A 25121-nucleotide genomic window follows, 5' to 3' on the forward strand; every position below is an offset into this window, starting at 1 on the left:
AAGCCGCGATGATACGCTGCGGCCCGGATGGCGGGCCGACTACACCACCGCAAGCCTTGGCCGCTCCTGCCGCGGGATGACGACGTTGCGGCCGGCGGCCTTGGCTTCATACAGCCGCCCGTCGGCCAGGCGAATGAGGTCTTCGAGCGTGTCGTCCTCGTCGGCAATGCCCGAGTGCACGGCCACGCCGATGCTCACTGTCAGCCTGCCGTACGTGCTGCCCACGTTCGGTTCGTCGGCGGCCAGCACAGCGGTGCGGATGGCCTCTGCCACGCGCATGGCACCGTTCAGGTCGGTGTTCGGCAGCACGGCGACGAACTCTTCGCCGCCGTAGCGGCCAGCGAAGTCGCCGGGGCGCTTGATGCTGTCGTTCAGGCAGCGCGCCATGGTGCGCAACGCGGTGTCGCCGGCCGCATGACCGTAGCGGTCGTTGTATTGCTTGAAGTCGTCCACGTCGATCATCAGCACGGCCATTGGCGTGTGATGCCGATTGGCGCGGCGCCATTCCACGTCCAGCACAGAGTCCAGCGCGCGGCGCGTGCCGAGCCCGGTCAGGCTGTCGGTATTGGCCAGCAATTGAAGCTGCCGTTCAATCTCCAGACGCTTGCGCAGTTGCTGGGCAAACAGCACCGACAGCACCATGAACACCGCATCGAGCATCAGCACGATGCCGCCGATCACCCACGCGCGCTGCCACCACTCGGCGTAGATGTCTTCGGTGGCCAGGCCTACCGTGACGATCAGCGGGTGGTCGCCGATATGGCGGTAGCTGAACAGGCGCTCGACGTGGTCGGGCGACACTTCCACGTACGAACCTTCGGGCGACAGCAGCCGTTTCTGAAACGCCGGGCTTTGCGCGTGGCTGCGGCCGATGACGTCGGCCTCGTAAGGACGGCGCATGAGCACCGTGCCGTCGGAGCGCATGAGCGTGACCGCTGCGTGGGGGCCAAGGTTGATGCCGTCAAACAGCCTGCGAAAGTAGTTCAGGCGCAGCGTGCCGACCGCCACGCCGTTGAATTCACCATGCGGCCCATTCAGGCGCCGGCTCAGCCCGAGTGACGCATCCGCGTCGGTAATGCGCGGCTTGAATGGCGCGCTGATGTACAGGCCGGCGTCTGGTGAGCCCTGCTGCACCCGGAAGTAGTCGCGATCGCCCAGGTTGATGTGCCGGGGCGGCACCGAACGTGAATCGATGACGATGTCGCCCACCGCGTTGGTCACCAGCAGCGAGCCCAGATCCTGCGCGTTGGTCGAGCGGTCGAACAACACAAGCTGGCGGATGGCGGGCGGCAGCGCAACGATGTCCGGCTCGCGCAGGCCGTCAATCACGGCCCGCAATGAGAGGTCATACACCTCGATGTTGCGGGCAATGTCGCGCTGCAGGATCAGCGACAGGTTGTCGGCACTGTCACGCGCGCGGGCGAGTGCATCGGCGCGCATTTCCTGCAATGACAGCGCAGTCAACGCGGCCAGCACCAGCGACAGCACCGAAGCGCCAAAGATTAATGAGGACGGCCGGCGCAGGAACGCACCGGTGGCGCGCTGTAAAGGCATGCGCGGAATTGTAAAAAAATTGAAAACGGTAACAGCCGTGATTGTCTACCGCACTCCACCTTTCTCCGCAATACTGTCGAGCGCCTTCTCCAGAAGAAAAACGTTTGCGGATATCGGCCGCCGCCTCGATGCGCAACGTTTCGAGGCCCCGTTGTGTCCTTTTTCGGTGCCGCGGGCGCACGACTTGCTGAGCATCGACTGAGTGGCGCACTCGTAGCGCCGAGGACGCGCCCGCCTGACATATGGCCATGCCGCCCTCCATGTCATCCTGTCAGGCCGGCTTTACCTATTCTGGGTAAGCACTCTTGGAGAACGCCATGCCAGATGAGCCAGATCAGCCAGACGACCGCGCCTCGCCCACCCCAGCGCCCGCCAACCCGCATCCGCCTGTGCCCGATACGCACGAGGAAGCCCTGCTCGACGAGGGCATTGAAGAGACCTTTCCGGCCAGCGATCCGGTATCCATCGATGCCGGCAAGCCCAATGTGCCGCCCAAGGCGCCAGGAAGCGCGCCCAAACCGTAAAATACGGAATGCGTGTCAACGAATCGGTCACTTCAGCCGTATTACGTGGACCACAGACACCGTGCGAATCCGGCACCCGCGCCATTTGAGGCCGAGGCGCGCGCAATGAGCCCGCGCCCATAGGCCGGGTCCAACCCAGATGTCGATACCGCAGGAGCGTGGGCTCAGGCCGTTCGGCTTGCCGCGCTTTCCCGCCCCTGCGTGTTCGGATTCGCATATCGCTTCGACCAGGCACTCCGCCAAGCCAGCAGGGATTTCGTTTTTCACCATGCCTGACGCCGCGTCCAACGACGCCAGTTCAACCTCGCGCCGATCGTCGGCGCATGCTGCGCCTGCCGCGCCCGCCACCCCTGCGCGTTCCGATTCGCGCCTGGGCCTTACCGGGTGGATCGTGATCGGGGTGGTGCTGGTGCTTGGCGCGCTGGTGTTCGATAGCCTGTACGCGCTGCTCGACCACGTGCACTACGCCGACATGGTCGCCGCGCTGCAGGCAACACCCCGCTCGCACCTGCTGCTGGCCGGGCTGGCCACAGCGCTGAGTTATGTCGCCCTGACCGGCTACGACGCATCCGGCCTGCGTTATGCAGGCGCGCTCGTGGCGCCCGGTACCGTGGCCACTACCTCGTTCATTGCTTATGCGCTGGGCAACACCGTTGGTTTGGGCTCGCTGACGGCGGGGGCGGTGCGCACACGCTTGTACACAGCGGCCGGGCTCGACGCTGCGCGTGTGACGGAGGCGGTGGCCTTTGACGCGGGTGCGCTGGGCGTGTCCACCACGGCCTTCGGTGCGGTGGGATTGTTGTGGGGCGCGCCGCATATCGCTGCGATTACGCATCTGCCGGCGGCGTTGCTTGAAGTGGTGGCGCTGCTGGTGCTGACCGGTGTGGTGGCGTTGCTGGTGCTGTGCATGCGGCAGCGCCACGTGACGTTGTTCGGCCGGTGGGAGATCCGCCTGCCGCCGCCGGGGTTGGCCGCGCGGCAGTTTGCCATCTCGGCGGCGGACATGATTGCGGCTGCGGCAGCGCTGTGGGTGTTGATGCCGGCCGGTGCCGTTGATCTGCCCACGTTTGTGGCGTTCTACGCGCTGGCCGTCACGCTGGGCGTGCTGAGCCAGAGCCCGGGTGGCCTGGGCGTGTTCGAGGCCGTCATCCTGCTGGGCTGCAGCGGCCAGGCGCCACCGGCCGAGGTGCTGGCCGCGCTGTTGTTCTACCGCGCGATCTATTTCCTGCTGCCGCTGGTGGTGGCTGCCGCCATGTTAGGCGTGTTCGAGTTGCGCTCTGGCGCGGGCGCTCCGTTTGCTGCCCCATTCGGCCGTGCCGCGGTCAAGCTGTCGCCGGGGCTGCTGGCCGCGCTGACGATGGTGGCCGGCGTGATGCTGCTGGTCTCGGGTGTCACCCCGGCCACGGACGAAGCCGAAGACCTCCTGCGCATGCACGTGCCGCTGTTTGTGGTGGAAGCGTCGCACATGATCGGCAGCGTGGCGGGGCTCATCATGCTGTTTGTCGCGCGCGGGCTGCTGCATCGGCTGGACGCCGCATGGTGGGCTGCGCTGGTGCTGTCGCTGCTCGCTGGCGTGCTGGCTCTGCCCAAGGGCATCGCCGTGTCGGAGATGGCGGTGCTGGTGACGCTGGCGGTGCTGCTTGTCATCTCGCGCAGGCAGTTTGATCGGCCGTCGTCGCTGTTCTCGCAGCGGCTGGAGGCAGGGTGGCTGCTCGCCACGGTGTGTGTATTTGCGGCGTGCGTGTGGATCCTCTTCTTCGCTTACCGCGAGGTGGCCTACGCCAACCAGCTCTGGTGGCAATTCACCTTCGACGGCGATGCACCGCGTTCCATCCGCGCGCTGATGGCGGTGGCCGTCACCGGGCTCGGTTTCGGCATGTGGCAGCTCTTTCGCAAGGAGCCCGGCGTTACGACATTCCCGAGCGATGAAGAACTCACCCGCGCCGCAGAGATCATCCGCAAGCAACCCGCCGCAGATGCCACGCTCGCGCTGATGGGCGACAAGAGCCTGCTGTTTTCGCCGTCGGGCAACGCTTTCATCATGTATGCCAAGCAAGGGCGCTCCTGGGTGGCGCTGTCCGACCCCGTGGGCGCGCAACAGGAATGGCCGGAGCTGATCTGGCGCTTTATCGAAATGGCCGATGCGCACGGCGGCCGTGCGGCGTTCTACAAGACGCGGCCGCAAACGCTCCCGCTGTATCTCGATGCAGGCCTGCGCGCCTACAAGCTGGGTGAAGAGGCCTATGTGTCGCTGCCCGAGTTCAGCTTGAAGGGCTCGCGCCGCGCCAACCTGCGCCACGGCGTCACGCGGGGCGAGCGCGAAGGCCTGTCGTTCGAGATCGTGCCGGCGGCGGACGTGCCCGCCGTGCTTGACGAACTGCGCGCCATCTCCGATGAATGGCTGCGCAACCAGAACGCGCGCGAGAAGGGTTTTTCGCTCGGCGCGTTTGATGACCGCTACATCTGCCGCCAGCCCGTGGCCGTGGTGCGCGGTGCATCCGACAGACAGGGCGCCATCGTCGCGTTTGCCACGCTGATGTGCCCCGATGTGCAGCGCATCGAGGCCAGCGTCGACCTCATGCGCTATCGCAGCGAAGTGCCGCCCGGCACCATGGATTTCCTGTTCGGCAAGGTCATCCTCCACTTTCAGGCGGAGGGGTATCAGCGTTTCGGGCTAGGCATGGCGCCGATGTCGGGCATGGTCGAGCATCAGCTTGCGCCGCGCTGGCACCGCTTCGGACGGATGATGTTCCGCCACGGCGCGCGCTTCTACAATTTCCGTGGGCTGCGCAATTTCAAGGACAAGTTCGAGCCGGTGTGGGAAGCCCGCTACCTGCTCGCACGCGGCGGCATTGCGCCGCTATTCACATTGACGGACGTCGCTGCATTGATCGGCGGCGGCTTGAAGGGAGTGATCTCCAAATGAGTTGGCAAGCACCGCGCACGCAAGAGGCACGGCATCGGGGAGCGTTACGCAAAGGCTTGCGCTGGGCGGCGCATCTGAGTGCGATCGGCATGGCGCTGACTGCAGCCTGGGCCATCGCCGCCGATGCACCGGCCAAGCCCACGTCTGTGCAAGGTCCGGTGCTGGTGCCGACCGTCGGCATGACGGGCGCCAGTGGCGTTGCGGCCGTGCCTGCGCAGGGTGATATGCCGGCGCGCCTGCAGATGAGCGCCGCCGCCGTCACCGCCAACAAGGCCGCCAACGGTGGCGTGCTTTCGCTGCCGGTGGTGGCGCCGGCCACGCCCGCCGCCGCACCGGGCGCCGCCGAGTTCGTCACGCACGGGCGTTTTCGCGACGTGCCGGTCTACAAGCCGAAGAGCGAAATCCGCTCCGTCGTGCTGATGCTGTCGGGCGACCTGGGCTGGACGCCCGCCGCATCGCGCATGGCAGAAAGCCTGGCCCAGCAGGGCGCGCTGGTGGCCGGGCTGTCGACGCCAGCGCTGTTCTCCAGCCTGGAAGCCGACCAGGGCGATTGCGCCTTCCCCGATGGTGACCTGGAAAACTTCAGCCGCTTCTTGCAAGCCTACGAGAAGGTGCCGGGCTACTACCCGCCCATCCTTGTTGGCGACAACGAAGGCGGTGCGCTGGCCTACGCGATGATCGCGCAGGCGCGCCCGAACATCTTTGCCGCAGCCATGTCGATGGAGTTCTGCCCGGTGCTGGAGCTGCGCAAGCCGCTGTGCAAGGGTGAAGGCATTCACTTCAGCCGCCGCAAGAGCGAGAGTCGCACCACGGCCAAACGTGTCAAACCGCCCGAGAACGCCGGCGTGGTGCTGCTGCCGGCCATGAAGCTGTCGGCGCCGTGGGTGGCGCTGCAATCGCCGGGCACGCTGACGTCGTTCGCGCGCCGCTCCGGCCCGCTGTGCGAGGCGCGCGCCACGCAAGCGTTCATCGATACGATTTCCGGGGCGCAATCGGTGGCGTTGCCAGCCGCTGGCTCGGGTGCCAATGTGCCGCCCATCACAGAGAGCGAGCCTTTTAAAACGGCTTTCGCCAAGCTCGTCGCACAACGCAAGCCGCCGCCCCCGCCGCCGCCTGCTGCGGTGTCGGACTTGCCGATCATTGAAGTCGCTGCGCAGCCGGGCACGTCGTCGGAGCTGTTTGCGATTTTGCTCTCGGGTGACGGCGGCTGGGCGGGGCTCGACAAGGAAGTGGCGGCCGCGCTGTCAAAGTCGGGCGTGCCGGTGGTCGGTATTGATTCGCTGCGCTATTTCTGGTCGCCACGCACGCCGGCCTCTGCTGCGGCCGACATGGACCGCCTCGTGCGCTTTTACGCCGCGCGCTGGAAGAAGCAGAAGGCGCTGCTGATCGGCTATTCGCAGGGGGCGGATGTATTGCCTTTCATCGTCAACCGCATGCCGGCGGCCTCGCGCGAGCAAGTGGCGCTGGCCGTGATGATGGGCCTGGGCAAGCGCGCCGATTTTGAATTTCACATGACCAACTGGGTGTCGAGCAGCGCGTCTGGCTTGCTGATCCTGCCCGAGGTGCAGAAGTTGCCAGCGGGCCTGGGCATGTGTATCTACGGCAAGGAAGAGAAGGACACCAACTGCCCCGGTCTGGACCCGAAGCAGGTGCAGCTCGTGAAGCTGCCCGGCGGCCATCACTTTGATGGCGACTACGCCAAGCTGGCGCGCATCATCCTCGAAGGCGCGCGCGGGCCGGGCAACGCCCCGCGCTAACCTGCTTGGCTAGCCGCCGGCCGGTCCGCTGGTGCCGGAGGCCAACGACTGCACACACTCGTCTACGCTCAACTCGTGCAGCATTTCAGGCCGCAGCGTGTTGTTTGCGGCGCGTTGCAAGGCCGCCAGCGCGCGCGGCTTGAGCCGCACCAGCATCAACTGCAAGCCGCGTGCCGCGCATTCGGCGGCAAAGATGCGCAGCGCCTCGATGGCCGAGCCGTCCACGTCCGGTGTTTCTTCCAGGCTGAGCATGATGGCGCGCAGCGCGGGCGCGTGCGGTGGTTGCAGCATCGCGCGCACCTTGCCCAGCACGCGTTCTGTGTTGGCGAAGAACAGCGGCACTTCGGGCCGGACGATCAGCACGCCGGGCAACGGCTTGGCTTCCGGGTGCAAGGACACATCGACGAAATCGTGGCTCTCGCGCAGCCGGCCGAGCACGCTCACGTTGGGCTCGGAAAGCTTGCGCAGCGTCAGCAGCAGGCTCACACCAATCGCGGCCAGCAGCCCGTGCAGCACGCCCAGCACCAGCACCGCAAGCAGCGCGGCAATCACCACGAGACGATCGCGGTGCCACATCCAGTACGGTTTGAACACGGCCGGATGTAGCGAATGGCTGACCGCAAAGATCACGATGGCCGCCAGCACCGGCTCGGGAATGCGCGCGAGCTGCGGCAAAAACAGCCACACGATCAGCGCGACCACAGCCGCCGCACACAGCCCGGCCAGGCGTGATTGCGCGCCCGCCGCTTCGTTGGCAGATGTGGCTGAATACCCGGCACCGACGGGCATGCCGTGCAGCAATCCCGAGAGCAGGTTCGCGCAGCCCAGCGCGATGAGGTCACGGTTGGCAGAGATGCCATCACCGTGTTTGAGCGCGAAGTTGCGGATCGAGCCGTAGGACTCGGCATAGAGAATCAGCATCAATGCAAAGCCGAGTTCGGCGCTTTGCATCCATTGCGTGTGGCTCAGGCCGGGCACGCCAAAGCTGATGTTTTGCAAATCGATATGGCCGACCACGGCGATGCCGTAGGTGTGCCAGTCGATCCAGTAGCCGGCCGCAATGGCCAGCACGATGACGACCAGCGTGGCCGGAATGCGCCCCCAGCGCCCCAGGCCAAACAGCAGGACGAGCGCGATGGCTCCCAACGCAGTGCTGTATGGGTTGGCATTGGCCGCGCTGGTGATGATGTCGAGTGCCACGCGTGGCGTGTCACTGTGGTGCACCGTCACATCAAGGATCTTGGGCAACTGCTTGATGGCAATCGTCAGCGCCAGCCCGAACGTGAAGCCGCGCAGCACCGGCCGCGCGATGAAATCCGACATGCCGCCCAGCCGCGCAGCACCGGCCAGGATAAACAGCACTCCCGTGGCGATGATGAGCGCCGCTGCCATCGTGAGGGCCGTTGCGCTGTTGGCGCCGGGCTCCGAGAGCACGGTCGCAAACAGCACGGCAGCCGACGACGATGTGGCTGAGACGATGGCAAAGCGGCTTGTGCCCACCAGCGAATAGACCACCAGGCCGCAGAGCAGTGCAATCAAACCGGCCTGCGGCGGCAGGCTGGCAATGCCCGCATAGGCAACGGCTTCGGGCAGCAGCAGACCCGCAATCGAGAACCCGGCGATGACGTCGCGCACCACGCGCTGCTGTGGCGGCTGGGGTGGCCCTGCCAGCGGCGCGAAGCTCTCCGGGTGTTGCAGGGCGGTGGCGGGATGTTCGTTGCTCGGGGGCATGCGATGTGATGGTGGGACGATGAGCCGATGGCGCTGAAATGGAAGACGCCGCGACCCGGAAGGGCCGCGGCGTGCAGGGTTGCTTCAGGCGTGACTTACTTGGTGCAGGCCTTGTTGCGGCTCGGGCGCATGCCGGCGGCCTTGGCGTCGGCTTCGGTCATGTATTCGCCTTGCTTGGTTTTGCCGTAGTAGCGATCGCCCGGGCAGTGGTAGACCTTGGTGCCGGCGTTGGCCCACACCTTGTCAGGGCCGCCGCCGGGGGCAACGGCTGCTGCTGCCGGCTTGGCAGGTGCAGTGGCTGCAGGTTTGGCGGCTGGCGCCGGTGCGGGCGCAGCGGCAGGCGCAGCAGCCGCGGGTTTAGCCGGTGCCGGTGCAGCAGGCGCTGCCGCAGGCGTAGTCGGCGCGGCAGCCGGAGCACTGCCCGTGCTGGCTTTCTTGTCGACGCCGCCATGGCCGCGGCAAGCGCCCTTGAGCGTCGCGCCGCTGTAAGGCGTGCCGTCCTTGCAGACCGCGTGGACAGCAGCCGGTGCAGCCGCCGGTGCGGTAGCGGGCGTGGCTGTGCCTTGCGCAAGCGCCGAGGAGCCCATCACCAACGCACCCATCGAAAACATCAACGCAGACAGTTTCATAACGAGACCTTACGAGGTTAACGAGGCACGAAGATACGTGCGTGACCGATTAACGCCAGCCGACAGCGCGCGTTGACCAAACCGAGGGTTTGTCTGAAGACAAACGCTGCAACGTTGATCATTTCGCAACAGTTGGCGCCCTGTGATGCGATTTACGGTGCATCGGCGACCATGCGGCGCCGACGCCATCCCAGCATAGGCAAGATCACACGCCCAGGCGAGGTTTCAGGCAAATGCGTCGACACCCTGCACGAGGCGTTTGGCCAGACGCGGCTGGCGTAGTTGCTCAAGCCACCATTGGAGGGCGCGGCCCTCGCCATCGACATCGCCGCTGCGCCAGCCGACGTAGAGCAGGTTCGGCTCGCGCGGGTCGGTGGTGTGTTTCTCCACCAACTCGCCGCGTGCGAGCAGCGATGCCACGCGGTGCCTCGGCAGCCAGCCGACGCCCAGGCCGTCGCGCTGGGCCAGCGTCTTGGCGCGCATGCTCGGCACAGCCAGTGTGGGTTGCCCGCTGAGCATGCCGTAGGCGCGGCCGGCGGTGGTTCGTGCCGAGTCGGCCACCACCACGGCGCGGTGCCGCGCGATTTCCTCACGCGTGAGCGGCGCCTCGATGGCCGCCAGCGGATGACGTGGTGACACGGCAAACACCCACTCCACCACGCCCAGCTCGAACCACCCCAGGTTGGGGATGGACGGGGGCTCGTTGGTGGCCCCGATGACAAGATCGGCGCGGCCATCGCGCAGCGCTTCCCATGTGCCGGCCAGCACCTCGTGCGTTACGCGCAGCGCCACGCCCGATTGCAGCGCATCAAACGCATGCATGACCGGCATGAGCGATTCAAACTCCAGCAACTCGTCCGTCACGATCCACAGCCGGTCTTCCCAGCCGTTGGCCACCTGCCGCACGCGCTGCGTGATGCGCGACACATCCTGCGCCAGCCGCGCGGCTTCTTCAGTGAGGAGCACTCCCGCACGCGTGAGCTGCAGCCGGTAGCGGCGCCGGTCAAACAGCAGGGCGTCAAAACGCTGCTCTAGCTGCCGCGCCGCGTACGACACGGTCGAGGGCGCCTTGCCCAACTGCGCCGCCGCGCGCGACAGGCTGCCCGTCTGGCGAATGGCCTCCAGCAGCGCCAATTCTTCGTCCGTCAACATGTGCAATTCCTTCGAACGTGTTCATCGGAATGATCGTATGGCAAACCGCTTGACCGCGTCCACACTGCAGTTACGCGATTGTTCAAGTTCAACGGATCCCATGGAGGACATCATGAATCGCTTTGAAGGCAAGACCGTTCTGGTCACTGGCGGCAACAGCGGCATCGGCCTGGCAGCCGCCCAGGCATTTGTTAAGGAAGGCGCCCGCGTGGTCATCACCGGGCGCGATGCGGCGGCGCTGGAAACGGCCCGCGCCGCGCTCGGCACGGTTGGCGGCAACGCGGCCATCGCCATCCGCAATGAAACCGGCACCGTGGCCGCCGCGCGCGAGCTGGCGCGCCAACTGCAGGAAGCCGGCGTGCGTTTGGATGCCGTGTTCATCAACGCTGGCATGGCCAGGTTTGCAACTGTTCCGGATGTGGATGAGGCCCTGTGGGACGCCACCTTCAACGCCAATGTGAAGGGCGCGTTCTTCCAGATTCAGGCGCTGCTGCCGATCCTGAATCCTGGTACATCGATCGTGCTGAACGGCTCGATCAATGCGCGTATCGGCATGCCGATGTCGTCGGTGTATGCGGCGAGCAAGGCGGCGCTGATCTCGCTGGCCAAGACGCTGTCGGGCGAGCTGATCGGCTCGGGCATCCGCGTGAACGTGGTCAGCCCCGGCCCAGTCAGCACACCCCTCTACGGCAAGCTGGGCCTCGATGCCGACACCCTGTCCGCCACGGCGGCGCAGATCCAGAGCCAGATTCCGCTGGGCCGCTTTGGCCAGCCCGAAGAGATCGCATCGACTGTGCTGCACCTGTCGGCGCCGGAATCGGCCTTCATTGTCGGCACGGAAATCATTGCCGATGGCGGCATGAGCCAGCTTTAAATCTACCCCTTGCTCTGCCGTTCAGCGCCGCAACTTGTCCCCGCGGACATCCGCGTTGCACGGCAGAGCCTTCCGTCTTCTGTAGGTGGCAACGCTAAAACAGCACGATATTGACGAAATGTCAGTAATTGACGTATCGTCAGTGCCCATGAAACCTGCTGAAGAAAACCGCTTTCTGCTGCGCGAGGGCCGCAAGATTGTCGAGGCGCTGGGCAAGACGCTGGCGCCGCTGGTGGAAGTCGTGCTGCACGACCTGACCGACCCCGATCATTCTGTCGTTGCCATCGCCAACAACCTGTCCGGCCGCCAAGTGGGCGACGCCGTGACTGAACTGGGCCTTGCGCGCCTGGCTGATCCGGAGTTTCCGGAAGTCATCGAAAACTACGCCAACCGGTTTCCCGACGGACGCCCGGCCAAGAGCACATCCATCGGCCTGAAGAACAGCCGCGGCCATTACGTCGCGGCCATCTGCCTGAACATGGACGTTTCCATGTTGAGCGCGGTGACCACCGGCCTGACGCAACTGATGCGCGTCGATGTGGCTGCGCCGCCGGTGGCTGAATCGCTGGGCTCGCGCCGCGTGGAAGACGTGCGCACCGCGCTTGAACACTTTGCTGCCGCGCGCAATACCACGCCCATGGCCATGACGCTCGATCTGCGCCGTGAAGCCATGCGCGAACTGGCCGCCAGCGGCCTGCTGAACCTGCGCCGCGCGTTGACTGAAGTTGCGCAAACGCTGGGCGTGGCGCGCTCCACCGTCTACACCTACCTTCCCGAGAATAACGAGCACATCGCATGAGCCTGCCCATCACTTACGAAGACGTTGTTGCCGCGCATGCCCGCCTGCAAGGCGTGGCCCACAAGACGCCCGTGCTGACGTCGAGCACCGCCAACGCCATGACCGGCGCCGAGCTGTTCTTCAAGGCCGAAAACTTCCAGCGCATGGGCGCGTTCAAGTTTCGTGGGGCGTACAACGCGCTGTCGCAGTTCACGCCCGAGCAGCGCAAGGCGGGTGTGATCACGTTTTCGTCGGGCAACCACGCGCAGGCGATTGCGTTGTCGGCCAGGCTGCTTGGCATGCGCGCCGTCATCGTCATGCCCAAGGACGCGCCTGTCGTGAAAGTGGAGGCCACGCGCGGCTATGGCGGTGAGGTGGTGTTCTTCGACCGCTATACCGAAGACCGCGAAGCCATCGGCCGCAGGCTGGCCGAAGAGCACGGCCTCACGCTGATCCCGCCGTACGACCATCCGCACGTGATGGCCGGGCAGGGCACGGCCGCCAAGGAGCTGATCGAAGAGGTCGGCCCGCTGGATATGCTGCTCACTCCGCTGGGCGGCGGCGGCTTGCTGTCCGGTTGCGCCACGGCAGCGCGTGCGCTGAACCCCGCGTGCAAGATCATCGGCGTAGAACCCGAGGCCGGCAACGACGGCCAACAGAGCTTGCGCAAGGGCGAAATCGTCCATATCGACACGCCCAAGACGCTGGCTGACGGCGCGCAGACGCAGCACCTGGGTAACTACACGTTTGCCGTGATCCGCGAGCTGGTGGACGACATCGTCACGGTGAGCGATGCAGAGCTGGTGAGCGCCATGCAGTTTTTTGCGAGCCGCATGAAGGCGGTGGTCGAGCCCACGGGTTGCTTGGCGGCTGCTGCCGCGCTGACCGGCAAGGTGGACGTGGCGGCCAAGCGCGTCGGCGTGATTCTGTCGGGTGGCAATGTGGATTTGCAGCATTTCGCCAAGCTGGTGCTGGGGTCGGTATGAGCGATGCGCGCTATCTGAATGCGCCGGACTTGCGCCCGCCCGCCGGGCACTACTCACACGCGGTCTGCGCGAATGGCTTTGTGTTCGTGGCCGGGCAGATTCCGGTGACGCCCACGGGCGAAAAGCTCGCCGATGCGTCGTTCGAGACGCAGGTGCGGCAGGTGTTGTTCAACCTGGACGCGGTGCTTGCCGCCGCTGGCACGGACCGCTCGCGCCTGGTGCAGGTGCGCGTGTACGTGACCGACATGGAAACGCATTGGCCCGCATTCGATGCGCTTTACCGCGCATGGATCGGGGAACTGCGCCCCGCGCGCGCCGTGGTGCCGGTGCCGACGTTGCACTATGGCCTCGCGGTCGAAATCGAGGCGACCGCGCTGGCAGGCTGACGCAAACGCTTGGCGTTGATGCACATCACGCCAGGGGTAGCGGATGGTGGTTGATCTTCGCCCGTTTGCGAGCCATTGTTGCAAAATGGCCGGAATGCTCGCCAGGACACATGCGCTGGCCCGGCTCTAACGTATGCGCCCCCCCTTCAAAACAATGAGCCACCCATCGCGGCAACTCACGCAGGACGACGTACCCATCGGGCAACCGCTGCCGTTCACCCTGGCAGACAACGCGGGCCGGCTGCTGCTGCCCGCCGGTGTGGTCGTGCCGGATGCCGAAGATGTGCGGTTGCTGTTTCATCATGGCCCGGTCATGGCCTTGACCGAAGCCGACGACGCGGCCGCCGCTGAGCCTGTTGACGTGCCCGAAGGCAAGCCGCGCCTGGGCGCAACCGGTCTGGCCATCGGCACCATCCTTCAGGTGCAGGAAAAATCCGCACCGCTGCGTGGCCCGCTGCCGTGCCGACTGATCGGCTATATCGAAGGCGAAGCGATTTTCATCACGCAGCCAGCCGATGGCACGCGCACGTTGCGGCCCGAGGTGCGTGACATCCTGCTGGTGCGCGGTTTCTCGGGCCGGGCGGTGGTCAGCGTGCTGTGCAGCGTGGTGGCGGTGGGGCAATTTCCGTCACCGTATATCGTGCTGTCGATGCCGACCAAGGTGCACAAGGTGCCGCTGCGGCGGGCCAAGCGCGTGCAGGTGCGCATGGGTGCCACGGTGCGTGCAGAGGGGCAGCCGGCTTCGCCCGCTGATCGTGTGGCCGTCATTCGCGATATCTGCCTGAATGGCGCGCTAGTGCAGAGCGCCGGTCCCGCTTTCCATCCGGGGGATCGCCTTGCGCTGGAGTTCAGCGCCTACGTGGACGGACAACAGGAAGACTTCGCCCTGGCAGGCCGGGTGGCCAGCGGCTCGCCCGCACCGGGGGCATCGCACTTGGCGTTTCCGTCGTTTGGGGTGGAGTTCGCGCTCTCAAAAGAGCAGACGGCGCAGTTGTCGCGCCTGATCATCGAGCGGTTGGACGAATAGGCTTTGGCGCCGGCCTTATGCCTTGATCGCGCCGGCAAGCATTGTTTCCAGCAGCCACGCACCGGCCTGGCCAAGCGCACGCTTGCGAGACCACACCGCATCCACCGGCACATGGCGAGGCCAGCCGCGTGCGCGCACCTCGTGCAGGCGGTCTGCCGCGAAGTGGTCAACCAGCCAGCGCGGCAACTCCGTCCAGCCGAAGCCCAGCACGGCCATTTCCAGCAGCATCAGATAGCTCGGCGCAGACCACCGGCGCAGGCCGCGCACGGGCGTTGTCTCTGCGCGCGGCCCGATCGGGTCGACAAAGGTATTCAGGCGCAGCTCCCGCGCGTCGCGCAGCATCGCATGCGGCACTTCCTTGTCGCCGTATTGCGCGAACGGATGCTGTCGTCCGACGAACAGGCCGATCTCCGATTGCTCTGCGATGGTTGCCGCGCCAATGTCCGGCGGATACGCGGGCTGCGTAGCCACCAGGCCGAGTTGCGCGCGGCCCTGCTGGATGATGTCGAGCACGTCTTCGTACTCGGCGATCAGGCACTCGAGCTCCAGTTCGGGAAAGCGCTGTTCGAGCAACGCGAGCGTTTGTTCGTAGCGATCAGACTGGTACGTATCGGACACCACCAGCGTGAGGCGCGCCTCCAGGCCACCGGCCATCTGTGCGGCAAGGCGGTCCATTTGTTCACTGGCCTCAAGCACACGGCGCACCTGCGTGAGCATCGCGCGCCCCGCTTCGGTCAGCGTGGGCTGACGCGTGCTGCGGTCAAACAGCGTCAGGCCAAGGTCGATTTCCAGATTGCCGATTGCCTCGCTGATGGTCGATTGCCGCTTGCCCAGCTTGCGCGCGGCGGCGGAGAACGACCCGAGCGTGGCGGCCTCGGCAAAGGCGTGCAGGGCTTCAGGAGAGTGGCGCATAGGGTGCTCCGGGGGGCGCACGGATTCTCGCAATATATCGGAAAAACCGATGTTATCGAACTGGATAAGCCCGCTTCCACCGATGAAAATTACGCCCATTCATCGGAGTATCGCCATGCAAGTGCCAGCCAAAACCCCCGTCGAGCGTGTGTTTCATGCGCTGAGCTTTGAGCTTCTCGCCACCCTCATCTGCGCGCCGCTGTTCAGTTGGATCATGGGTGTGCCCCTCGCGCATATGGGGGCCCTGACGCTCATGTTTGCTGGCGTGGCGATGGCGTGGAACATGGTGTTCAACGCCATCTTCGAGCGCGTGGAGCATCGCTACAAGCTATCGCGCACCGTGGCCGTGCGCGTGGTGCATGCCGGCCTGTTCGAGGGCGGCCTGGTCGTGATGCTGGTGCCGCTGGGCGCGTGGTGGCTGAACGTCAGCCTGTGGGAAGCCTTTGTGATTGATATCGGCATCATGCTGTTTTTCTTGCCGTACACGTTCTTCTTCAACCTTGCCTACGACCATTTGCGCGCCCGCTGGATGTCGCGTCGTGCGCTGGCCTGACGCGAAGATCGGCCTAGGGCAAAAAGGGCAGTGCAGGCGGTAGCGCGCTTCCTATAATGAAGGCCCTTTCAAGACGGGCGCAGTGGCCGCAAGCCGCTGCGCCCGTATTGCCTTCATGCTGCGCCTTTCTGTCACCTCATCCCATGTCTCGGCAACTGTGCTGCGCCAATGCTATGTGGCGGCGTGCGCGGGCGACGCCGTGGGCGTGATGAACGTGCTGCGCGATGTGTGCGGTGCGGACCACGCCGCAGCCATGATCCGATGGCGCGTGGATGGACGCTGGCACTGGGTGGCATCACGCGGCGCACGCTCGGCCGAGGTGCTGTTGCACGCGGTACGCGGCGATGGTGTCGACGCCTGGCCGATGGCCGATGCCGAAGTGCGTGGCGCGGTGTGGCTCGATTACCGCAAGGCAGGCGTGCCGCAGCCCATGCAGCAGCGTGCCGCGCCCGAGACCTTGCTACCGCATTTTGCGCAAGCGCTGCCGCTGTGCTGGCAACGCGTTGCGACGCGTGTTGGCATTTCGCCTGCACAGCCGGCCAGCCTGTGGCTGACCGATGCGTTCCACCTCACGCGCCGCGAAGCCGATGTGGCCGATCTGCTGGCAGGCGGCTCTGACCCCGCGTGCATTGCCCGCACGCTGGGCATTTCACTCGACACGGTGCGCACGCACCTCAAGCACGTTTACCGCAAGACCAACACGCACAGCCAGTGCGATGTGGTGCGGCTGATGCTGGCGCTGTCTGCGCGCCGGTAGGTGCATGCACGTTCCGGGGCCTGCCGTCAGTCGGCCACCTTCGCCCCACGCTCATTCAACAATTCACGCAGCACTGAGCGGTGACAGTGCGCTTCATCTTCGCAATAGCAGCCGACAGACAGATTCGTCTGATGCGACAGCGCGGCCAGCATGTCGAGCAGGCGTGCGGCATCACCGTCGCGCATTTCGGTGCGGAAGTGCCGCACGAAGGTGTGCCACGCTTTGTCGTCGTGCTCCGCTTGCGCGGCCTGTGCCTGCTTGACCAGCTCGGGCGTGGGCGAGAGCAGCGGCATCCACACGTCATAGAAATCGCGGCTGGCGAATGCTTCCTTGGGCACGCCGCGCGGCGGCCGCCGCACGGTGCCGATACGCAAGCCTTCATCAGGATGACGCGGCTCGCCGAGCCGGACGATGCGTAGTGTCATGAGATGCCTCCGTGCGGATGCGGGTCGTTGCGCTCAGCGCTTATGAACCTTGCCGGCTCTGCACCGTCGGGAAGAAGACATCCTTCCACGAAGCGGGCTTGTTCTTGAGCGTGCCCACGCGCTGCATGAACTCAGCATAGTGGCCGACGCCAACCGGCGTGGTCGTGAAGCGCGAATCCGGATCATCGAGGATCTTCTTCACCTCTTCCGGCGAGCTCTTCACCTTCGATTGCGCGATGTAGATCTGCGCGGCGCGTGTCTTGTCCTTGGCGATGAGCGCATTCGCTTCATCCAGCGCCGCCACGAATGCCGCCGACAATTTTGGGTTGGCCTCGTAGAACTTCTTGCTGGTGTAAGTCATGTCCAGCGTGATGTTGCCGAGCACGTCTACGGTATTGAACACGCGGTGCAGGCCAGGTGCAGCGGCCTCGGTGTACGAGAACGGCGGCGATGCCATGTGGCTGTTGATCTGGCTGCCGCCGGCCAGCATGACGGCAGTGGCGTCCGGGTGCGGCAGCGGCACGGTGATCGGGTCGAGCTTGTTGAACTGCTTGTCGCCGAAGGTCTTGGCGGCGGCCATCTGCAGCACCACGGCAGGCAGCGAGGTCTTGATGCCGGGCACGGCAATGCGGTCCTTGTCGGAGAAGTCCGCCAGTGTCTTCACGTTCGGGTTGCGCGTCATCAGGTACATCGACGATGAGCTGAGCGACGACAGGCCGCGCACTTCCATCGCGCTGCCCCGCGTTTTGTCCCACAGCGTGAGGAAGCCCGGCACGCCCAGCGAGGCAATGTCGAGCGCGCCCGAGAGCATTGCATCGTTGATGACGTTGCCGCCATCGAGGATGCGGTAGTTGACCTTGACGTCGCCCAGGCCGGCGGCCTTGGCCTGCTTTTCCAGCAGGTGCTCGCTGGCCATCACCATGATGGGCAGGTAGAGGATGCCGTAGCCGTGAGAGATGCGGACTTCTTTGGCTTCTGCATGGGCTGCGGAGATGGCACCGCTGAAGAGGGAGGTGGCCAGTGTGGCAGCCATGGTCAGGCGAAGGATGTTGCGGCGGGTTTGCTGCATGGGGTGTCTCCTTGTTTTGGTCGATTGTTAGGTTGGTGGGGCATCCTATGTTTCCTCCCCTGCCAGGGTCGTCCTGATCAGCTTAGTTCTGCATGCCCCAGCGCTTGATGGTGCGTGCCTCCAGCGTGCGGAACACGAGGTTCTCCACCAGCAGGCCGATGATGATGACGGTCAGCAGGCCGGCAAACACTTCCGGAATCTGGAGCTGGTTCTTGTTTTCGTAGATGTACCAGCCGAGGCCGCCTTGGCCGGAGCTGACGCCAAACACCAGTTCTGACGCAATCAACGTACGCCATGCAAACGCCCAACCAATCTTCAGCCCCGTGAGGATGGACGGGAACGCCGCCGGAATCAGAATCTTGGTCAGGTACCCCATGCCCGAGAGCCCGTAGTTGCGGCCTACCATGCGCAGCGTGTTCGATACCGACAGAAAGCCCGCATGCGTGTTGAGCGATACCGCCCACACCACCGAATGCACGATCACGAAGATCAGGCTGCCGTTGCCCAGGCCGAACCACACCAGTGCGATCGGCAGCAGTGCGATGGCGGGCAACGGGTTGAACATGGCGGTGAGCGTTTCCAGGAAGTCCTGCTCCAGCCGGTTGCTGATGCCCAGCACAACCAGTGCGCATGACAGCGCCAAGCCCAACGCATAGCCGGCCAGCAGCGTTTGCATGGAGGTGCCGATGCGTGCAAACAGCGTGCCGCTGGCCAAGCCCGCCCACAGCGCCTGCGCGGTGTCAGAGAACGTCGGCATCAGCAGCGGGTTGTCGAGCCAGCGCGCGCCGCCTTCCCACACGAGCGCGAGCACGATGAGGATGACCAGCTTGCGCAGCCACGCCTGCTCGTACAAACGTTCGGCAATCGAGAGCGGCTTTTCCACCACGCCAATGCGCTCGAACGCCACGGGCGTGCCGTAGACGGGCGCGCGATTGCTGATGTCGGCCGGGGCTGGCATGGAAAGGGTTTCAGTCTGCATGGGTTTGCTCCACCGCACGGTCGAACAGCATGTTGTGGATTTCGGCTTCCAGCGCCTTGAAGCGCTCGGGGTCATCATCACCGCGCGCGAGGCTCGGCAGTTCTGCCCGGACCTGGCCCGGATGCGGCGAGAGAATCAGGATGCGGCTGCCGCAGCGGATCGCCTCCGGAATCGAGTGCGTGACGAACAGGACAGTGAAGCGTGTCTCGTCCCACAGTTGCAGCAGTTCGTCCTGCATCTTGCGGCGCGTGAGTGCGTCGAGCGCGGCGAAGGGCTCGTCCATCAGCAGCACGTCGGGCTCCATGGCCATGCCGCGTGCAATCGCCACGCGCTGCTTCATCCCGCCCGAGAGCATGTGCGGGTGGTGGTCGGCAAACTTGGTGAGGTTGACCTTGTTGATGTAGTGCAGCGCACGTGCTTCGGCTTCACGCACGCCGAGCTTGCCCGTGCTGAGCAGCGGGAACAGCACGTTTTCCTTCACCGTTTTCCATGGCAGGAGCTGGTCGAACTCCTGAAACACCATCATGCGATCCGGCCCCGGCTTGGTCACGGGCTGGCCCTTCAGGCGGATCTCGCCTTCGGTGGGCGTGAGGTAGCCGCCGATGGCCTTGAGCAACGTCGATTTACCGCAGCCCGAAGGGCCCAGCAGGATGTAGCGCTCGCCGGGATAGACCTGGAAGTCGACGCGGTAGGTGGCCGTGACCAGATGCTGACGTGTCTTGTATTGCAGCGTGACGCCACGTACATCCAGCAATGGGGGCGCTGTCGGCGAGTTGGCCTGCATGGGGTTGTCTCCTGTTTTGTGTTTTGTGTTTTGTGCGTGCCGGTCGGATGCGCGCGAGGGCTATCGGATATCGACGTGATACCGGAAGTGCGCCGCCGCGCCGCGCGAGCGCCGCCATTCCAGCGGCACGCGGTCGTAGCCGCGCGCGATGCGCTCGATGACCATCACCGGATCGCCCGTCTGAATGCGCAACAGGCGTGCATAGGTAGCGTTGACGGCCTCTGCGGTGAGCGTTTCTTCGGCGCTCGCAATGATCTGGCCGCAGTGCGATTCGTAGAGCGGATAGAGCAGGTCGCCAAACGCTTCAGGTTCCAGCGTGGCGAGGTCGGCAAAGCGGTCGTGGGGCAGCCAGATTTCTTCGGCCAGCAATGGCGCGCCATCCAGCAAGCGCAGACGCGTCATGCGGATGACGGGGGCGCCGGTTTCGATCTGCAGGCCGGCAGCGGGCGCAGACGGTGCATCGAGCACATCGCGCTTGAGGATGCGGCTCTCTGGGATGCGGCGCTCGCCGGTTTCGCTCTGAAAGCGAAAGAAGCGGAACAGCGAACTGGCAAAGCTGGCCCGGCGCACGAAAGTGCCGCGGCCCTGGAAGCGTTCGAGCAGGCCTTCGGCCACCAATACATCAACGGCTTTGCGGACTGTGCCGACGGCCACGTTGTAGGTTTTGGCCAACTCGGCTTCGGTGGGAATGGCGTCGCCTGGGCGCCAGTGCTGCTGGGCGATCTGCGCGGCCAGATCGTCGCGCAATTGCTGGTAGCGGGGCAGGCGGAGATCGGCGGGCATAAGGTGCGGGAAGTGGTCAACTATTCATCTATATGACTCGTCATTGTAGGCAGCTTGATGGCGGCGGGCATTACAGGAAAACCCGCAGGGCTCGGTCTGACTGACACGAGCCCTGCGGGTTTTGGGAGAACTGCGAGAGGTTAAAGATCAGCGGGTGGCGCGAGCCGAAGCCGGCAACGGTTCCGCTTGCTGGGCTTTCGGACGGCGCAGCAGACGCAGCGCATACCAGGCCAGAACAAGCGCACCGATGGCGAACACGATGTCACCCGGCACACGCAGCCAGACCAGCGTTTCCATCACCTTCGAGTGCACGATCTCTGGCGAGCGGGCGTACCACATGCCCTTGGTGACGCTGGCCCAGGCCTGGTAGATACCGGCCGGCAGCAGCGACATGAACACCATCATTGCCAAGCCGATGTTCAGGCCCCAGAACGCGGGCTTGAGCAGGCGGTCAGCATGCAGGCTGCGCGCATACAGGCCACGCAGGCAGAACAGCATCAGGCCGATACCGAGCATGCCGTACACCCCGAACAGTGCTGCATGCCCGTGGGCGGCCGTCATGTTCAGACCCTGCACGTAGTACAGCGAAGCCGGCGGGTTGATGGCAAAGCCCAGCAGGCCAGCGCCAACGGTGTTCCAGAAACCCACGGCCACGAAGCACAGCACCGGCCACTTGTAGGCGATCAGCCACGGCGTGCCTTGCGTGCGGCGATAGTTCTGCAGCGCTTCCAGGCCGATGAGCGAGAGCGGCACCACTTCCAGCGCCGAGAACACGGCGCCCACCGAGATGATCGAGGTCGGTGTCCCCGTGAAGTACAGGTGGTGCAGCGTGCCCAGGATGCCGCCGAACAGGAACACGATCGTCTCGGCCACGATGGCGCGGTTGGCGCTGGCGGCACGGATCAGGCCCAGGCGCGTGAAGATCAGCGCGATGACGGCGGTGGCGAACACTTCAAAGAAGCCCTCGACCCACAGGTGGACGAGCCACCAGCGCCAGTACTCGATCATCGAATAGTGCGTGTGTTGGCCCCACACCAGCGAGGTCGAATAGAACCCGCCGATACATGTGGCCGACAGGAACACCATGGCGATCAGCCCGCGCGATTCTGACGGCGTCTTCAGTGCCGGCCACAGTGCACGGCCGAGCAGCACGACCCAGAACAGCAGCCCGACAAACAGCAGCAGTTGCCACACGCGGCCCATGCTGGTGTATTCCAGGCCCTGGTTGCCGATCCAGAAGCCGAAGTCCGCACCGCGATGCTGCAGCGTGCCGAGCCAGCCCGTGGCAATGGAACCCACCACGATAAAGATCAGCGCCCAGAACAGCACGTCAACACCGAGCTTCTGGAACTTCGGCTCACGCCCCGAGAGCAGCGGCGCGATATACAGGCCCGTGGCCAGCCAAGCGGTGGCAATCCACAGCACACCAAGTTGCGTATGCACGGTGCGGCTGATCACGTACGGCAGCACCTGTGCCAGCGGAATCCCGAAGAACGACTCGCCTTCCACCGCATAGTGCGCGGTGATGGCGCCCATGCCGATCTGCACCAGCATCAGCCCGATCACGGCAAAGAAGTACTTGCGCGTGGCCTTCATCGACGGCGTGGCAACCACGTTGAGGAACGGATCGGCCGGCAGAGGCGGCTCTTCCTCTTCGTGCTTGCTGCTGCCGTGCAGCCACAGCATGGCGGCAATACCACCCAGCAGCAGGACGATACTGACCATCGACCACACAGCGGCACCGCCGGTCATGGTGTTTCCCACGAGCGGTTCGTGCGGCCAGTTGCTCGTGTACGAGATGTCGGTCTCGCCCGGGCGGTCGGCGGCGGCGGCCCACGACGTCCAGAAGAAGAACGCTGCCAGTGCTTCACGATCGGCCTGTTCCGGCAGCACGCCGGTGGCCATGGCGTACTGATCGCGCAGCGTTGCCAGCGTCGGATCGGTGCCGAACAGTGCCTCAAAGTGGTGCGCAACGCTACGGATGGCCTCTGCGCGCTCGCGCGATACGGTCAGGATGTCGTGATCCGCATCGTACGTATTGCGGCGCATTTCCTCCTTCACGGTGGCGTCAACGGTGGCTTGTTGCACGGTCGTCAACGGCGCGTCGGTATCGAACTGCTGATGCGCGCGGATGGCTTGCAGTGCCGTAGCCTCACGGTGCAGCCAATCGGCAGACCAGTCAGGCGCAACGTAGCTGCCATGGCCCCAGACGGTGCCAAGCTGCTGGCCACCGGCTGCCAGCCAGGCCTCCTGGCCGCGCTGGATCTGCTCGCCAGTAAAGATCACCTCGCCCACAGAGGTGACGACGGCATGCGGAATCGGCGGTGCTGCCAGATAGATTTGCCGGCCCAGATAGCCCAATGCCCCGAACGACAGGATGAAGATCAGGCCGAGCCACCGCCACAGCCTTTGGTTGGTTTTCATGACAAGGTTCCTTGCAGGATGCAGTCGGAAATTCAGGCACCACCACCGCAGCCGCCACAGCAGTGGCCGGCACTGGCGGCAGACGCCACCTTGGTAATGGCAACACGCCACGTGGCGGGGCCGCGCTCAAGGTAGTCCCAGGAAAACTGCCCCGGGCGCTCGACTTGAAACTGCGACTGCAGCGGGCGCGGATCGTGATCGTTGATCAGCTCCAGGCTCTGGCCGATGCCGAGTTCCCCAAAGGCGGAGAAGATCAGCGGATGGCGCTCGCGCGGCGCCAGCAAGCGCAGATCAAGCTGGATGGACGAGGCGGACTGTGTCATGGGGATTCCCTCTGTGGGTATCGCATCAATAAAGATGCATTGGAGATGCAACTATAGTACCCAGAGGAATCTCCGCGGTTATTGATGTATATCAGATGCTTGTTTTGTGGCGATCTTGATACGGTAATCCAGGCTGCAACTGGCATGGCGGGAACCCCGGCAGCCCAGATGCCCCCTAAAGCGCCTGATTTCGTTTGCTCTGTATCAAAACTCTCCCGGCGGGCACGTCATAACGTGGAGTGGACGACACCACACCGATACACGGGGGAAAAAATGAGCCGTCTTCACACTGTCCGTGGCTTGATGCGCGCGGGCCTGATTTCGATGATGCTGGGCGCCGTGCTGGCGGGCACCGCAGCGCGCGCCGCCAGCGCCAAACTACCGGGTGATTTTGGTCCGCCACGGGGCGAACCCATCCACGCCGTGCTCACCAGCCCGCCGCTGGTGCCGCCGCCGGTCAATCGCAACTATCCGGCCAAAGTCATCGTGGAACTGGAAGTGGTCGAGAAGGAAATGCAGATCTCCGAAGGGGTCAGCTACACCTTCTGGACGTTCGGGGGCACCGTGCCCGGCAGCTTCATCCGCGTGCGGCAGGGCGATACGGTGGAGTTCCACCTCAAGAACCACCCGAACAGCAAGATGCCGCACAACATCGATCTGCACGGCGTGACCGGGCCGGGCGGCGGCGCAGCGTCAAGCTTCACCGCACCGGGCCATGAATCGCAGTTCACCTTCAAGGCGCTCAACGAGGGCATCTACGTCTACCACTGCGCCACCGCGCCAGTGGGCATGCACATTGCCAACGGCATGTACGGCCTGATCCTGGTCGAACCGCCCGAAGGCTTGCCCAAGGTCGATCACGAGTACTACGTCATGCAGGGCGACTTCTACACTGCCGGCAAATATCGTGAGAAGGGCTTGCAGCCCTTCGACATGGAAAAGGCCATTGATGAACGCCCGAGCTACGTGCTCTTCAACGGCGCAGAAGGCGCGCTCACTGGCGACAAGGCACTGCGCGCCAAGGTGGGCGAGACCGTGCGCATCTTCGTTGGCAACGGCGGGCCGAACCTGGTGTCGAGCTTCCACGTGATTGGCGCCATTTTTGACCAGGTGCGTTACGAGGGCGGCACCAATGTGCAGAAGAACGTGCAGACCACACTGATCCCCGCGGGTGGCGCGGCGGTGGTGAAGTTCACCGCGCGGGTGCCCGGCAGCTATGTGCTGGTCGACCACTCGATCTTCCGTGCCTTCAACAAGGGCGCACTGGCCATCCTCAAGGTCGATGGTCCGGAGAACAAGCTCGTGTATTCGGGCAAGGAGCTGGATTCTGTCTACCTGGGTGACCGCGCAGGCCCGAACCTGGCTGCTGTAACCAAGGCGACACAGGCATCGGTGTCGGGCACGCTGTCGGTGCAGGATCAGGTGAATGCCGGACGTGCGTTGTTTGCGGGCACGTGCTCGGTGTGCCACCAGGGCAACGGTGCAGGTCTGCCGGGTGTGTTCCCGCCGCTGGCCAAGTCGGACTTCCTGGCCGCAGACCCGAAGCGCGCCATGAACATCGTGCTGCACGGCCTGAACGGCAAGATCAAGGTCAACGGCCAGGAATACGACTCCGTCATGCCGCCGATGACGCAGCTCAATGACGACGAGGTTGCCAACATCCTGACCTACGTGCTCAACAGTTGGGACAACCCGGGCGGTCGCGTGAGCGCGGACGACGTTAAGGCGGTGCGTGCCCAACCGGCGCCGGCCAAGGCCGTGGCCGAACATTGACCTGACATGCACGAT

Annotated in this window: 24 protein-coding genes; 12 read left to right on the top strand and 12 right to left on the bottom strand. The window is 64.8% G+C overall.

Annotation, left to right across the window (positions count from 1 at the left end; all coding sequences use genetic code 11):
• Nucleotides 1-39: 39 nt before the first annotated feature.
• Nucleotides 40-1554: a sensor domain-containing diguanylate cyclase gene (locus PSUB009319_RS01960; RefSeq protein ID WP_124380562.1), complete on the bottom strand. Its 1515-nt coding sequence runs from the start codon at nt 1552-1554 to the stop codon at nt 40-42.
• Here PSUB009319_RS01960 and PSUB009319_RS01965 point away from each other — a divergent pair.
• From PSUB009319_RS01965 to PSUB009319_RS01980, 4 genes are all read left to right on the top strand, one after another.
• Nucleotides 1553-1756, top strand: coding sequence for a hypothetical protein (locus tag PSUB009319_RS01965; RefSeq protein ID WP_124380563.1), 204 nt, complete (start codon nt 1553-1555; stop codon nt 1754-1756). The two genes, PSUB009319_RS01960 and PSUB009319_RS01965, sit on opposite strands and share 2 nt — an antisense overlap.
• Nucleotides 1757-1871: 115 nt before the next feature.
• Nucleotides 1872-2078: a hypothetical protein gene (locus tag PSUB009319_RS01970; RefSeq protein ID WP_124380564.1), complete on the top strand. Its 207-nt coding sequence runs from the start codon at nt 1872-1874 to the stop codon at nt 2076-2078.
• 268 nt (nt 2079-2346) lie between these two features.
• Complete coding sequence (gene mprF, locus PSUB009319_RS01975) at nt 2347-5004, top strand: bifunctional lysylphosphatidylglycerol flippase/synthetase MprF (RefSeq protein ID WP_124380565.1); 2658 nt, start codon at nt 2347-2349, stop codon at nt 5002-5004.
• Nucleotides 5001-6761, top strand: coding sequence for a virulence factor (locus PSUB009319_RS01980; protein ID WP_124380566.1), 1761 nt, complete (start codon nt 5001-5003; stop codon nt 6759-6761). Before mprF ends, PSUB009319_RS01980 begins: the two co-directional genes overlap by 4 nt.
• 9 nt (nt 6762-6770) lie before the next feature.
• On the opposite strand, the gene PSUB009319_RS01985 is transcribed toward PSUB009319_RS01980, so the two are convergent.
• The 3 genes from PSUB009319_RS01985 to PSUB009319_RS01995 form a co-directional block, all read right to left on the bottom strand.
• On the bottom strand, nt 6771-8492 hold the full coding sequence (locus PSUB009319_RS01985) for a SulP family inorganic anion transporter (protein WP_124380567.1): 1722 nt from the start codon (nt 8490-8492) through the stop codon (nt 6771-6773).
• Between the two features lie 95 nt (nt 8493-8587).
• Entirely contained in the window at nt 8588-9121 is a 534-nt protein-coding gene (locus PSUB009319_RS01990; RefSeq protein ID WP_124380568.1) for a hypothetical protein, read from the bottom strand.
• A 225-nt stretch (nt 9122-9346) separates the two neighbouring features.
• Entirely contained in the window at nt 9347-10273 is a 927-nt protein-coding gene (locus PSUB009319_RS01995) for a LysR family transcriptional regulator (RefSeq protein WP_124380569.1), read from the bottom strand.
• A 112-nt stretch (nt 10274-10385) separates the two neighbouring features.
• On the opposite strand from PSUB009319_RS01995, the gene PSUB009319_RS02000 reads away from it, so the two are divergent.
• The 5 genes from PSUB009319_RS02000 (at nt 10386) to PSUB009319_RS02020 (ending at nt 14324) form a co-directional block, all read left to right on the top strand.
• Entirely contained in the window at nt 10386-11147 is a 762-nt protein-coding gene (locus tag PSUB009319_RS02000) for an SDR family oxidoreductase (protein WP_124380570.1), read from the top strand.
• A 148-nt stretch (nt 11148-11295) separates the two neighbouring features.
• Nucleotides 11296-11946, top strand: a complete 651-nt coding sequence (locus PSUB009319_RS02005) for a transcriptional regulator (RefSeq protein ID WP_124380571.1) — start codon at nt 11296-11298, stop codon at nt 11944-11946.
• A complete protein-coding gene (locus PSUB009319_RS02010) occupies nt 11943-12911 on the top strand; it encodes a threo-3-hydroxy-L-aspartate ammonia-lyase (RefSeq protein ID WP_124380572.1) in 969 nt (322 codons plus the stop codon). The genes PSUB009319_RS02005 and PSUB009319_RS02010 overlap by 4 nt, the downstream gene beginning before the upstream one ends.
• Nucleotides 12908-13297 (top strand): RidA family protein, encoded by a 390-nt coding sequence (locus PSUB009319_RS02015; RefSeq protein ID WP_124380573.1) that lies wholly within the window; start codon nt 12908-12910, stop codon nt 13295-13297. The genes PSUB009319_RS02010 and PSUB009319_RS02015 overlap by 4 nt, the downstream gene beginning before the upstream one ends.
• 154 nt (nt 13298-13451) lie before the next feature.
• The gene (locus tag PSUB009319_RS02020) at nt 13452-14324 is read left to right on the top strand and encodes a flagellar brake protein (protein ID WP_124380574.1); all 873 of its coding nucleotides are present in this window, start codon (nt 13452-13454) and stop codon (nt 14322-14324) included.
• A gap of 15 nt (nt 14325-14339) precedes the next feature.
• On the opposite strand, the gene PSUB009319_RS02025 is transcribed toward PSUB009319_RS02020, so the two are convergent.
• The gene (locus PSUB009319_RS02025) at nt 14340-15236 is read right to left on the bottom strand and encodes a LysR family transcriptional regulator (protein WP_124380575.1); all 897 of its coding nucleotides are present in this window, start codon (nt 15234-15236) and stop codon (nt 14340-14342) included.
• Between the two features lie 115 nt (nt 15237-15351).
• On the opposite strand from PSUB009319_RS02025, the gene PSUB009319_RS02030 reads away from it, so the two are divergent.
• Together PSUB009319_RS02030 and PSUB009319_RS02035 are read left to right on the top strand one after the other, a co-directional pair.
• Entirely contained in the window at nt 15352-15789 is a 438-nt protein-coding gene (locus tag PSUB009319_RS02030; RefSeq protein WP_124380576.1) for a multidrug/biocide efflux PACE transporter, read from the top strand.
• Between the two features lie 115 nt (nt 15790-15904).
• On the top strand, nt 15905-16546 hold the full coding sequence (locus tag PSUB009319_RS02035; RefSeq protein ID WP_124380577.1) for a helix-turn-helix transcriptional regulator: 642 nt from the start codon (nt 15905-15907) through the stop codon (nt 16544-16546).
• A 26-nt stretch (nt 16547-16572) separates the two neighbouring features.
• On the opposite strand, the gene PSUB009319_RS02040 is transcribed toward PSUB009319_RS02035, so the two are convergent.
• From PSUB009319_RS02040 to PSUB009319_RS02070, 7 genes are all read right to left on the bottom strand, one after another.
• Complete coding sequence (locus PSUB009319_RS02040; RefSeq protein WP_124380578.1) at nt 16573-16971, bottom strand: DUF488 domain-containing protein; 399 nt, start codon at nt 16969-16971, stop codon at nt 16573-16575.
• Between the two features lie 40 nt (nt 16972-17011).
• Complete coding sequence (locus PSUB009319_RS02045) at nt 17012-18040, bottom strand: ABC transporter substrate-binding protein (RefSeq protein WP_124380579.1); 1029 nt, start codon at nt 18038-18040, stop codon at nt 17012-17014.
• A gap of 82 nt (nt 18041-18122) precedes the next feature.
• Nucleotides 18123-19019, bottom strand: a complete 897-nt coding sequence (locus tag PSUB009319_RS02050; protein ID WP_124380580.1) for an ABC transporter permease — start codon at nt 19017-19019, stop codon at nt 18123-18125.
• The gene (locus PSUB009319_RS02055) at nt 19009-19803 is read right to left on the bottom strand and encodes an ABC transporter ATP-binding protein (RefSeq protein WP_124380581.1); all 795 of its coding nucleotides are present in this window, start codon (nt 19801-19803) and stop codon (nt 19009-19011) included. Before PSUB009319_RS02055 ends, PSUB009319_RS02050 begins: the two co-directional genes overlap by 11 nt.
• A 60-nt stretch (nt 19804-19863) precedes the next feature.
• Nucleotides 19864-20586 (bottom strand): GntR family transcriptional regulator, encoded by a 723-nt coding sequence (locus PSUB009319_RS02060; RefSeq protein WP_124380582.1) that lies wholly within the window; start codon nt 20584-20586, stop codon nt 19864-19866.
• 147 nt (nt 20587-20733) lie between these two features.
• On the bottom strand, nt 20734-23010 hold the full coding sequence (locus PSUB009319_RS02065) for a nitric-oxide reductase large subunit (protein WP_124380583.1): 2277 nt from the start codon (nt 23008-23010) through the stop codon (nt 20734-20736).
• 32 nt (nt 23011-23042) lie between these two features.
• Nucleotides 23043-23333, bottom strand: a complete 291-nt coding sequence (locus PSUB009319_RS02070) for a DUF2249 domain-containing protein (RefSeq protein WP_124380584.1) — start codon at nt 23331-23333, stop codon at nt 23043-23045.
• A gap of 273 nt (nt 23334-23606) precedes the next feature.
• On the opposite strand from PSUB009319_RS02070, the gene nirK reads away from it, so the two are divergent.
• Nucleotides 23607-25106, top strand: coding sequence for a copper-containing nitrite reductase (gene nirK, locus PSUB009319_RS02075; RefSeq protein ID WP_124380585.1), 1500 nt, complete (start codon nt 23607-23609; stop codon nt 25104-25106).
• Nucleotides 25107-25121: the final 15 nt, after the last annotated feature.

Origin of the sequence: Ralstonia sp. SET104 (genome assembly GCF_003851545.1) — a bacterium.
Classification (GTDB): Bacteria; Pseudomonadota; Gammaproteobacteria; order Burkholderiales; family Burkholderiaceae; genus Ralstonia.

Excerpts from the sequence above, each read along its gene's own strand:
- PSUB009319_RS02045 (WP_124380579.1), bottom strand. The coding sequence starts at position 18,040 with ATGCAGCAAACCCGCCGCAACATCCTTCGCCTGACCATGGCTGCCACA.
- PSUB009319_RS02010 (WP_124380572.1), top strand. The coding sequence starts at position 11,943 with ATGAGCCTGCCCATCACTTACGAAGACGTTGTTGCCGCGCATGCCCGC.
- PSUB009319_RS01980 (WP_124380566.1), top strand. The coding sequence starts at position 5,001 with ATGAGTTGGCAAGCACCGCGCACGCAAGAGGCACGGCATCGGGGAGCG.
- PSUB009319_RS01990 (WP_124380568.1), bottom strand. The coding sequence starts at position 9,121 with ATGAAACTGTCTGCGTTGATGTTTTCGATGGGTGCGTTGGTGATGGGC.
- PSUB009319_RS02035 (WP_124380577.1), top strand. The coding sequence starts at position 15,905 with ATGCTGCGCCTTTCTGTCACCTCATCCCATGTCTCGGCAACTGTGCTG.
- PSUB009319_RS02000 (WP_124380570.1), top strand. The coding sequence starts at position 10,386 with ATGAATCGCTTTGAAGGCAAGACCGTTCTGGTCACTGGCGGCAACAGC.
- PSUB009319_RS02050 (WP_124380580.1), bottom strand. The coding sequence starts at position 19,019 with ATGCAGACTGAAACCCTTTCCATGCCAGCCCCGGCCGACATCAGCAAT.
- PSUB009319_RS01965 (WP_124380563.1), top strand. The coding sequence starts at position 1,553 with ATGCGCGGAATTGTAAAAAAATTGAAAACGGTAACAGCCGTGATTGTC.
- PSUB009319_RS02060 (WP_124380582.1), bottom strand. The coding sequence starts at position 20,586 with ATGCCCGCCGATCTCCGCCTGCCCCGCTACCAGCAATTGCGCGACGAT.
- PSUB009319_RS02055 (WP_124380581.1), bottom strand. The coding sequence starts at position 19,803 with ATGCAGGCCAACTCGCCGACAGCGCCCCCATTGCTGGATGTACGTGGC.
- PSUB009319_RS02065 (WP_124380583.1), bottom strand. The coding sequence starts at position 23,010 with ATGAAAACCAACCAAAGGCTGTGGCGGTGGCTCGGCCTGATCTTCATC.
- PSUB009319_RS02025 (WP_124380575.1), bottom strand. The coding sequence starts at position 15,236 with ATGCGCCACTCTCCTGAAGCCCTGCACGCCTTTGCCGAGGCCGCCACG.
- PSUB009319_RS02040 (WP_124380578.1), bottom strand. The coding sequence starts at position 16,971 with ATGACACTACGCATCGTCCGGCTCGGCGAGCCGCGTCATCCTGATGAA.
- PSUB009319_RS02005 (WP_124380571.1), top strand. The coding sequence starts at position 11,296 with ATGAAACCTGCTGAAGAAAACCGCTTTCTGCTGCGCGAGGGCCGCAAG.
- PSUB009319_RS02030 (WP_124380576.1), top strand. The coding sequence starts at position 15,352 with ATGCAAGTGCCAGCCAAAACCCCCGTCGAGCGTGTGTTTCATGCGCTG.
- PSUB009319_RS02015 (WP_124380573.1), top strand. The coding sequence starts at position 12,908 with ATGAGCGATGCGCGCTATCTGAATGCGCCGGACTTGCGCCCGCCCGCC.
- PSUB009319_RS02020 (WP_124380574.1), top strand. The coding sequence starts at position 13,452 with ATGAGCCACCCATCGCGGCAACTCACGCAGGACGACGTACCCATCGGG.
- mprF (WP_124380565.1), top strand. The coding sequence starts at position 2,347 with ATGCCTGACGCCGCGTCCAACGACGCCAGTTCAACCTCGCGCCGATCG.
- PSUB009319_RS02070 (WP_124380584.1), bottom strand. The coding sequence starts at position 23,333 with ATGACACAGTCCGCCTCGTCCATCCAGCTTGATCTGCGCTTGCTGGCG.
- nirK (WP_124380585.1), top strand. The coding sequence starts at position 23,607 with ATGAGCCGTCTTCACACTGTCCGTGGCTTGATGCGCGCGGGCCTGATT.
- PSUB009319_RS01960 (WP_124380562.1), bottom strand. The coding sequence starts at position 1,554 with ATGCCTTTACAGCGCGCCACCGGTGCGTTCCTGCGCCGGCCGTCCTCA.
- PSUB009319_RS01985 (WP_124380567.1), bottom strand. The coding sequence starts at position 8,492 with ATGCCCCCGAGCAACGAACATCCCGCCACCGCCCTGCAACACCCGGAG.
- PSUB009319_RS01970 (WP_124380564.1), top strand. The coding sequence starts at position 1,872 with ATGCCAGATGAGCCAGATCAGCCAGACGACCGCGCCTCGCCCACCCCA.
- PSUB009319_RS01995 (WP_124380569.1), bottom strand. The coding sequence starts at position 10,273 with ATGTTGACGGACGAAGAATTGGCGCTGCTGGAGGCCATTCGCCAGACG.